Origin of the sequence: Bacillus cereus group sp. BfR-BA-01309 (genome assembly GCF_022664315.1) — a bacterium.
Classification (GTDB): domain Bacteria; phylum Bacillota; class Bacilli; order Bacillales; family Bacillaceae_G; genus Bacillus_A; species Bacillus_A mobilis.
This window is the reverse complement of sequence record NZ_JAKUHE010000002.1, coordinates 659,378-669,250: the sequence shown is the minus strand read 5'-3', so window position 1 is coordinate 669,250 and position 9,873 is coordinate 659,378. Positions and strand designations below refer to the sequence as shown.

Here is a 9,873-nt window from a genome sequence, read left to right as displayed (position 1 = left end):
GTCCAACAGGTCCAACAGGATCAACGGGAATAACGGGAGCGACAGGTCCAACAGGTCCAACAGGATCAACGGGAAAAACGGGAGCGACAGGTCCAACAGGATCAACGGGAGCGACAGGTCCAACAGGATCAACGGGAGCGACAGGTCCAACAGGATCAACGGGAATAACAGGATCAACGGGATCAACGGGATCAACAGGTCCGACGGGTCCAACGGGAGCGACAGGCCCAACAGGATCAACGGGAATAACGGGAGCGACGGGTCCAACGGGAGTAACAGGTACAAGTATCACGGCGACGTATGCATTTGCAAATAATACGTCGGGAACAGCGATATCCGTACTTTTAGGTGGAACGAATGTCCCGCTTCCAAATAATCAAAATATCGGTCCAGGAATTACTGTTTCTGGGGGGAATACAGTATTTACGGTTGCAAATGCTGGGAATTATTATATTTCATATACGATTAATATAACGGCTTCATTATTAGTCAGTTCACGGATTACAATTAATGGAACACCACTTGCTGGGACGATCAATGCTCCTGCGTTAGCAACTACATCATTTAGTGCAACAATCATTACAACCCTTGCAGCGGGAGATGCCATTAGTTTGCAACTATTTGGTTTGTTAGCTGTTGCAACATTATCAACAACTACACCAGGAGCTGTGTTAACGATAATAAGATTAAGCTAAATAATAACTCTCTTATTCTTTTATAGATTAGGAGAGTTTATACATATAATAAGAAGTTAATGGAGTGAAGCATAGTTATATAAAAGTCAGAATATTATGATTGTAACGTTATGGCGACTATAATATAATGAAAACAACCATCATGAATGAACATTCATTTATTTTTTATGTATTTGAAGGGGGAATGAAGGTGGAAAAACCATGGTTGAAAAGTTATCCAGAAGAAATTCCAAGTACGATTTCTTATGATATTCAGCCGCTTCATGGATATGTGGAACAGGTGGCTTCTCGCTATCCAGAAAAGAAAGCGCTTCACTTTTTAGGGAAGGATATTACATTTTCAGATTTCCACGATAAGGTGAAGAGATTTGCAAATTATCTTCAAAAGCTCGGTGTGGAAAAGGGTGATCGAGTTGCTATTATGTTGCCGAACTGTCCGCAATCTGTAATTAGTTATTATGGTACATTACTTGCGGGAGGTATCGTAGTACAAACAAATCCACTATATACAGAAAGAGAATTGGAATACCAGCTTCATGACTCAGGAGCAAAAGTAATTCTTTGTCTCGATTTAGTGTTCCCAAGAGTAACGAATGTTCAAGCTGCTACAAAAATTGAACATATTATCGTGACCCGTATTGCGGACTTTTTACCCTTCCCTAAAAATTTACTTTATCCATTTGTACAAAAAAAGCAGGCAAATCTTGTTGTAAATGTTTCGGAAAGTGAAACGATTCATCTATGGAAATCAGTAGAACGAGAAAGTAATGTTAATGTTGAAGTTCCTTGTGATCCTGAAAATGATCTAGCTCTTTTGCAGTATACAGGGGGAACAACGGGATTTCCAAAAGGGGTTATGTTGACGCATAAAAACCTTGTTTCGAACACTTTAATGGGAGCGCATTGGCTATATAATTGTAAAGAAGGAGAAGAAGTAATTCTTGGTGTTCTTCCGTTCTTTCATGTGTATGGGATGACAGCTGTAATGAATTTAAGTATTATGCAAGGGTATAAAATGGTGCTGATTCCGAAGTTTGATATGAAAATGGTTTTTGAAGCAATAAAAAAACATAAAGTCACACTATTTCCAGGGGCACCAACCATTTATATTGCTCTATTAAATAGTCCCCTCTTAAAAGAATATGATATTTCTTCTATCGAGGCTTGTATTAGTGGATCTGCCCCGCTTCCTGTAGAAGTGCAGGAAGAGTTTGAGAGAGTTACAGGTGGCAAATTGGTAGAAGGTTATGGATTAACGGAGTCGTCGCCAGTTACACACGGGAATTTTTTGTGGGAAAAACGCGTGCCAGGAAGTATTGGTGTGCCGTGGCCAGATACAGAGGCAAACATTATGTCACTTGAAACGGGAGAGGCTTTACCTCCGGGTGAAATTGGTGAAATTGTAGTAAAAGGTCCTCAGATTATGAAAGGGTATTGGAATAAGCCAGAAGAAACAGCAGCTGTATTACAAGACGGATGGCTCCATACAGGGGATGTAGGTTACATGGATGAAGATGGATTTTTCTATGTGAAAGATCGTAAAAAAGATATGATTGTTGCGAGTGGCTTTAATGTGTATCCTCGTGAAGTAGAAGAAGTATTATATGAGCATGAAAAAGTGCAAGAAGTAGTGACGATTGGAATTCCCGATCCGTACCGAGGAGAGACAGTTAAAGCATTTGTTGTGTTAAAAGAAGGTATGGAGTGTTCTGAGGAAGAATTAAACCAGTTTGCGCGTAAATATTTAGCTGCTTATAAAGTGCCGAAAGTATATGAGTTTAGAGATGAACTGCCGAAAACGACAGTTGGAAAAATTTTACGTCGTGTCCTAATAGATGAAGAGAAAAAAAAGAATGAGGATGAGCAAACGGGCTAAGGCCCTTTCTTTTTGAAAAAATAGGATTGACACTTTTCTAAATAGTCAGTATTATAAGAATATGAATGACTATTCATTCAGTCATCTTCTTGAAGGGGACAGTAAAGTGAAGAAAAATAGACCGAAATACAATCAAATTATTGATGCGGCAGTCATTGTGATTGCGGAGAAGGGGTACCACCAAGCGCAAGTTTCTAAAATAGCAAAGCAAGCTGGGGTAGCTGATGGCACGATTTACTTATATTTTAAAAATAAAGAAGATATATTAATATCCTTATTCCAAGAGAAGATGGGAGAATTTGTCGAAACAATTCGTCAAAAAACAGCAGGAATTGAAAGCGCTGTATCGAAATTGTTCATGTTGGTAGAAACGCACTTCTTGCTGTTGTCACAAAATGATCCTCTTGCTATCGTTACGCAATTAGAGCTAAGACAGTCCAATCAAGACTTACGCCTGAAAATAAATGAAGTATTAAAAGGCTACTTACAAGTTATGGATGAGATTTTAGAGATAGGTATAAAGCAAGGTGAATTCCAAGCGGATTTAAATGTTCGCGTGGCAAGACAAATGATCTTTGGAACAGTAGATGAAGTTGTGACCAATTGGGTAATGAGCGATCATAAGTATGATCTGGTCGCACTTTCAAAAACGGTACATGGGCTACTTATTGCAGCTTGTGGTTATCGTCAATAATGGGAGGGATCATGTTGAAATTCCTATCTGTAAGAGTTGAAGATCATATCGCGGTGGCGACGTTAAATCATGCGCCGGCTAATGCGATGTCTTCACAAGTTATGCATGACGTTACTGAATTAATTGATCAAGTGGAGAAAGATGATAACATTCGTGTTGTTGTAATTCACGGTGAAGGGCGCTTCTTCTCAGCGGGAGCAGATATTAAAGAATTTACATCTGTTACTGAAGCGAAGCAAGCGACTGAATTAGCGCAGCTTGGACAAGTTACGTTTGAGCGTGTTGAAAAATGTTCAAAACCAGTTATCGCGGCAATTCATGGAGCGGCACTTGGCGGCGGCCTTGAGTTTGCTATGTCTTGCCACATGCGCTTTGCAACTGAAAGTGCAAAACTTGGTTTACCTGAATTAACACTTGGATTAATTCCTGGATTTGCAGGTACACAGCGATTACCACGTTATGTTGGGAAAGCGAAAGCTTGTGAAATGATGTTAACAAGTACACCAATTACTGGTGCAGAAGCATTAAAATGGGGACTTGTTAACGGAGTTTTTGCTGAAGAAACATTTTTAGATGATACGCTTAAAGTTGCAAAACAGATTGCTGGAAAAAGCCCAGCGACGACTCGTGCTGTACTAGAGTTATTGCAAACGACGAAATCGTCTCATTATTATGAAGGTGTACAACGCGAAGCTCAAATCTTTGGTGAAGTATTTACGGGTGAAGATGGAAGAGAAGGTGTAGCAGCGTTTTTAGAAAAGCGTAAACCTTCATTTAGTGGCAGGTAGTTCAACTATTTTTTTAATATAAATTAACAGAAAATTAGAATTGATAGAATCTTTCTGAAAAACAAGGGGGTAAATGGAATGAACATCTACGTACTCATGAAACGAACATTTGATACAGAAGAAAAAATCGTAATTAAAAACGGTGCAATTTACGATGGCGAAGCGGAATTCATCATCAACCCTTACGACGAATATGCGATTGAAGAAGCAATTCAAGTGAGAGACGCACAAGGTGGCGAAGTTACTGTTGTAACAGTCGGTGGCGAAGAAAGTGAGAAAGAACTTCGTACGGCATTAGCGATGGGCTGCGATAAAGCGGTATTAATTAATATTGAAGATGATGTGGAAAATGGTGACCAGTTCACGACAGCAAAAGTACTTGCTGAATATTTAAAAGATAAAGATGCAGATTTAATTTTAGGCGGGAACGTTGCAATTGATGGTGCATCTGGACAAGTTGGTCCACGTGTAGCTGAAGCGTTAAATATTCCATACGTAACGACAATTACAAAACTTGAAATTGACGGTACAAATGTGAAGATTGAGCGTGATGTTGAAGGTGATACGGAAGTGATTGAAACTTCATTACCAGTTTTAGTAACAGCACAACAAGGTTTAAATGAACCGCGTTATCCATCGCTTCCAGGTATTATGAAAGCGAAGAAAAAGCCACTAGAAGAAGTAGAATTAGATGATTTAGATTTGGAAGAAGAAGATGTGGAAGCAAAGACAAAAACAATTGAAATCTATTTGCCTCCTAAGAAAGATGCAGGAAAAGTGTTACAAGGCGAGCTGCAAGATCAAGTAAAAGAACTTGTATCGTTGCTCCATACAGAAGCGAAAGTAATCTAATAAAATACGAAATTATATATGCAGGAGGGAAAATCTATGGCTCGTAAAGTATTGGTAATGGGTGAAGTTCGTGATGGATCGCTACGTAACGTTTCATTTGAAGCGGTAGCGGCAGCAAAAACAATTGCAGAAGGCGGTGAAGTAGTAGGTCTTCTAGTTGGAGACAGCGTTGCCTCTTTTGCAAATGAATTGATTCATTACGGTGCAGATCGCGTTGTGACAGTTGAAAATGATAAATTAAAATCATATACATCTGATGGATATGCACAAGCATTTTTAGCTGTATATGCTGAAGAAAAGCCAGAGGGTATTGTATTTGGACATACAGCACTTGGTAAAGATTTATCACCAAAATTAGCAGCGAAACTTGAAGCTGGTCTAGTTTCTGACGTAACTGCTTTAGAAGTTGAAGGTGGAAATGTTATCTTCACTCGTCCAATCTACTCTGGTAAGGCATTTGAGAAGAAGATTGTAACAGACGGTATCTTATTTGCGACAGTGCGTCCAAATAACATTGCAACGCTTGAAAAAGATGAGTCTCGCAGTGGTGACGTATCTTCTATTACAGTAGATGTAAAAGACCTACGTACAATCATTCAAGATGTTGTCCGTAAAACTGCAGAAGGTGTTGATCTTTCTGAAGCGAAAGTTATTATCGCTGGCGGACGCGGTGTGAAGAGTGAAGAAGGATTCAAGCCATTAAAAGAGTTAGCTGACGTATTAGGCGGCGCTGTTGGAGCATCTCGTGGTGCATGTGACGCTGAGTATTGCGATTACTCATTACAAATTGGTCAAACTGGTAAAGTTGTTACGCCAGACTTATACATTGCATGCGGTATTTCTGGTGCGATTCAGCATTTAGCTGGTATGTCTAACTCAAAAATAATCGTTGCGATTAATAAAGATCCAGAAGCAAGTATCTTCAAAGTAGCTGACTATGGTATTGTTGGCGATTTATTTGAAGTCTTACCTCTTTTAACAGAAGAGTTTAAAAAGTTAAAAGTACATTCATGATTTGAGTACCCTTGAGTTCCAAGTGAAGTACCCCTATATATAGAAAAAGGTGAGAGATCCCCTGTCTCTCATCTTTTTAGTATGTAATCCGTATTTTTATATAGTATAAAGGAACACTTTTTTGTTACAATACATAACGATACATATTATTCGCCACGTATATAAGTTAATGATATACTCTTGGTAGAATATACTTGAAGGAGGAAATAAAATGGCAATTGTAAACGCAAATGACCAAAGCTTCGCATCTGAAACTAGCGAAGGTGTTGTATTATTAGATTTCTGGGCACCATGGTGTGGACCTTGTAAAATGATCGCTCCTGTATTAGAGGAAATTGATGCAGAACTAGGCGAAAAAGTAAAAGTAGTAAAAGTAGACGTGGATGAAAACCAAGAAACTGCTCGTCAATTCGAAGTAATGAGCATTCCAGCTCTTTTCGTATTAAAAGACGGTAAAGTAGTTGATCAAGCGTTAGGTTACAAACCGAAAGAAGCGTTAGTAGAATTAGTTTCTAAACACTTCTAAAATAAAGGAGCTGCCATTTGGCAGCTTTTTTTATTTTCCTTTTTTACACCTTTCCGTTACAATGAAAGAACGTATGTTGGGTGTTTTGGCATAGTATGTTTTCATGTGAAAATAAAAATGCTAAGCATGTAGAAATGGAGGGTGACGAGTGCACGAACATTTAAAAGAGAAGCTGGCTATTTTACCAGATCAACCTGGTTGTTATTTAATGAAAGATAAGCAAGGAACGGTTATATATGTCGGAAAGGCAAAAGTGCTTAAAAATCGTGTGCGCTCGTACTTTACTGGTTCACATGATGGAAAAACACTTCGGCTTGTAGGAGAAATTGTAGATTTTGAATATATTGTAACCTCTTCAAATCTAGAGGCTCTCATTTTAGAGTTAAATTTAATAAAAAAACATGATCCAAAATATAATATTCAATTAAAAGACGATAAAACATATCCTTTTATTAAAATTACAGCTGAGAAACAGCCACGATTACTCATTACACGAAACGTAAAAAAGGATAAAGGAAAGTATTTTGGCCCTTATCCGAATGCACAATCAGCTCATGAAACGAAAAAATTGCTTGATCGTATGTATCCGCTTCGTAAGTGCTCAAATATGCCTGATAAAGTTTGTTTATATTATCATATGGGTCAATGTTTAGCACCGTGTGTGAAAGAAGTGACGGAAGAACAAAACAAAGAAATTGTAGATGAAATTATTAAATTTTTAAATGGTGGACATAAAGAAGTTCGTTCAGAATTAGAAACAAAGATGTATGAAGCTTCAGAGAAACTAGAATTTGAACGCGCAAAAGAATTACGCGATCAAATTGCGCATATTGATGCGATTATGGAAAAACAAAAGATGATTATGAGTGACTTAGTGGATCGTGATGTGTTTGGGTATGCAGTTGATAAAGGATGGATGTGTGTTCAAGTTTTCTTCGTTCGAAAAGGAAAGCTAATTGAACGTGACGTTTCTATGTTTCCGATCTACGATGAACCAGAAGAGGGATTTTTAACGTTTATCGGTCAATTTTATGAGAACAGCAGTCATTTTAAGCCGAAGGAAATTGTCGTTCCAGGAAGTATAGACTCAGAGTTAGTAGAGCGCTTTTTAGAAGTGGAAGCGACACAGCCGAAACGTGGTAAGAAAAAAGATCTTGTAGAATTAGCAAATAAAAATGCGAAGATTGCTCTTGAAGAGAAATTCTATTTAATTGAACGTGATGAAGAGCGAACGATTAAAGCGGTAGATCATTTAGGGAAGCAGCTTGGGATTGAAACACCTTATCGTATTGAGGCGTTTGATAACTCAAATATTCAAGGGACGAATCCTGTTTCTGCAATGATTGCTTTTATCGATGGGAAACCAGCTAAGAAAGAATACAGGAAATATAAAATTAAAACGGTTCAAGGACCGGATGATTATGAGTCTATGAGAGAAGTTGTGAGACGCCGTTATACAAGGGCACTGAAAGAGAGTTTGCCTTTACCAGATTTAATCATTATTGATGGTGGAAAAGGTCATCTGGCAGCTGTAAGTGATGTTCTAGAAAATGAACTCGGTTTATATATTCCGATGGCAGGTCTTGTAAAAGATGACAAACATAAAACCTCCCATTTAATTATTGGGGATCCACCTGAACCTGTGATGCTTGAGAGAAATAGCCAAGAGTTTTATTTATTGCAGCGCATTCAAGATGAAGTGCATCGATTTGCGATTACATTTCATCGTCAACTACACGGGAAATCTGTCATTCAATCAGCACTGGATGATATTCCTGGAATCGGTGATAAACGGAAAAAGGTATTGTTAAAACATTTTGGTTCATTAAAGAAAATGAAGGAAGCTTCTGTAGCTGAATTTGTCGAAGCGGGTATGCCGAAAAATGTCGCAGAAACGATTTATACTTATTTAGCGGATAAGAAGACGTTGTAGTTTACAACGTCTTCTATTTTCTGGTATAATTTCTGAAGATTTAAAATAAATCTAACTGAATGAAAATACAAAAAAGTCAACTAAACTTATATGTCTAGTTGACTGTAGGTAATGCTACACTTCAATGAGATCTTTTATATCCCATTTCACAAGAAATGTAATAGAGTCTGAACGTTTTTTCTTTTCTTCATAGGACTCTGCAACGACGTTTCGTTGTTTTTGAATTTGTTCAGCGATGAATCCAGCTTCTAATTGATAAGAAGAATGTCTGTTTTGTTTTTGGCGTTCAGCGATGAGTGTACCTTTAAGTTGGAACTGCATTTCACGACGCTTATGTTCAATAATGCTTAAAGTGCCCCAGCCAGCTTTTTCGAAGAACTGAATGACTTCTTCAGTTGTTTCTAGTGGATATTTTCTTGCAAGGTTTCTACCGGACCAGTATAAAATACCATCTAAATCGTTACCGATTAAATCAGGTAGTAATTCTTCACGTAGCAATTCATAAGCGAAGGCGTTCAATGAAACATCTTCTAAAGATGTTGTATCGATTGTATTTTTACTCACAATATTCCCCTCTTTCTATAGGGATTATTATATAACATTTCTCATTTATAAAAACAGATTTTTCTTTGGGAAAATCTGAATATATAAGAAGAAAAAAAGAATTGGCAAATTATATGCAAATTATGTATACGTTTTCTTGACGCTTCGACAAAAATAGGAGTAAAATGAACTTGGTATCAAATTATGCTGAAATATTTCGAATAATTTTTTCAGTTTTTCTTATGCCAATAGTGAAAAAACATTATTGTTGTAAACTAATCTGAAAACAGCAGTCAAACATTCAAGGGGGGTAATGGGGACATGAAAGGCCGCGAGTATACGTTTCGTAAGTGGCACTCATTAATGGGGGTCATCCCGGTTGGTGTCTTTTTGACGCAACATTTAATTGTAAACAACTTTGCAACACGAGGAGCAGAGGCTTTTAACAAAGCTGCAGGCTTTATGGAGCTCCTTCCATTCCGGTACGCGCTAGAGATTTTCATCATCTTTTTACCGATACTGTACCATGCTATATATGGCTTATATATTGCATTTACAGCTAAGAACAATGCGGTTTCTTACGGTTATTTCCGTAACTGGATGTTCGTCTTCCAAAGAATTTCAGGTATCGTTACACTGATTTTCATTTCTTGGCACGTCTGGGAAACTCGTATTCAAGCAATGTTAGGTAAAGAGGTAAACTATGATATGATGGCAGATATTTTAAACAATCCAGCTATGTTTGCATTCTACTTAGTCGGTGTTGTTTCAACAATTTTCCACTTTGCAAATGGACTATGGACATTCTGCATCAGCTGGGGAATTACAGTATCTCCACGTTCACAAAGAATCTCTACTTATGTAACATTAGCTATTTTCTTAGGTCTATCTTATGTAGGTGTGAGTGCATTATTAGCGTTCATCGATCCACAGCTAGCAAACCAGTAAGGAG

Annotated in this window: 10 protein-coding genes; 9 read left to right on the top strand and 1 reads right to left on the bottom strand. The window is 37.8% G+C overall.

Annotated features, from left to right (window positions below):
- The 8 genes from MR115_RS07110 to uvrC all read left to right on the top strand — a co-directional run.
- Positions 1 to 695: BclA C-terminal domain-containing protein (locus MR115_RS07110; RefSeq protein ID WP_242240603.1), on the top strand; the 695-nt coding region annotated here is incomplete at its 5' end.
- Between the two features lie 190 nt (positions 696 to 885).
- Entirely contained in the window at positions 886 to 2,571 is a 1,686-nt protein-coding gene (locus tag MR115_RS07105; RefSeq protein ID WP_242240601.1) for a long-chain-fatty-acid--CoA ligase, read from the top strand.
- A gap of 106 nt (positions 2,572 to 2,677) precedes the next feature.
- The gene (locus MR115_RS07100) at positions 2,678 to 3,265 is read left to right on the top strand and encodes a TetR/AcrR family transcriptional regulator (RefSeq protein WP_472926389.1); all 588 of its coding nucleotides are present in this window, start codon (positions 2,678 to 2,680) and stop codon (positions 3,263 to 3,265) included.
- An 11-nt stretch (positions 3,266 to 3,276) separates the two neighbouring features.
- Positions 3,277 to 4,053: an enoyl-CoA hydratase gene (locus tag MR115_RS07095; RefSeq protein WP_000911294.1), complete on the top strand. Its 777-nt coding sequence runs from the start codon at positions 3,277 to 3,279 to the stop codon at positions 4,051 to 4,053.
- Between the two features lie 78 nt (positions 4,054 to 4,131).
- Positions 4,132 to 4,905 carry an electron transfer flavoprotein subunit beta gene (gene etfB, locus MR115_RS07090; protein WP_001029040.1) on the top strand — a complete coding sequence of 258 codons (774 nt, stop codon included), beginning with the start codon at positions 4,132 to 4,134 and terminating at the stop codon, positions 4,903 to 4,905.
- Positions 4,906 to 4,941: 36 nt separating this feature from the next.
- Positions 4,942 to 5,919, top strand: coding sequence for an electron transfer flavoprotein subunit alpha (gene etfA / locus MR115_RS07085; RefSeq protein ID WP_061677092.1), 978 nt, complete (start codon positions 4,942 to 4,944; stop codon positions 5,917 to 5,919).
- Positions 5,920 to 6,130: 211 nt separating this feature from the next.
- Positions 6,131 to 6,445: a thioredoxin gene (gene trxA, locus MR115_RS07080; protein WP_001018946.1), complete on the top strand. Its 315-nt coding sequence runs from the start codon at positions 6,131 to 6,133 to the stop codon at positions 6,443 to 6,445.
- 148 nt (positions 6,446 to 6,593) lie between these two features.
- The gene (gene uvrC / locus MR115_RS07075; RefSeq protein WP_098238395.1) at positions 6,594 to 8,378 is read left to right on the top strand and encodes an excinuclease ABC subunit C; all 1,785 of its coding nucleotides are present in this window, start codon (positions 6,594 to 6,596) and stop codon (positions 8,376 to 8,378) included.
- Between the two features lie 114 nt (positions 8,379 to 8,492).
- On the opposite strand, the gene MR115_RS07070 is transcribed toward uvrC, so the two are convergent.
- Entirely contained in the window at positions 8,493 to 8,942 is a 450-nt protein-coding gene (locus MR115_RS07070; protein WP_000042227.1) for a YslB family protein, read from the bottom strand.
- 300 nt (positions 8,943 to 9,242) lie between these two features.
- Between MR115_RS07070 and sdhC the strand changes: the two genes are divergently transcribed.
- On the top strand, positions 9,243 to 9,869 hold the full coding sequence (gene sdhC / locus MR115_RS07065) for a succinate dehydrogenase cytochrome B558 (RefSeq protein WP_000678354.1): 627 nt from the start codon (positions 9,243 to 9,245) through the stop codon (positions 9,867 to 9,869).
- The last annotated feature ends 4 nt before the right edge of the window (positions 9,870 to 9,873 follow it).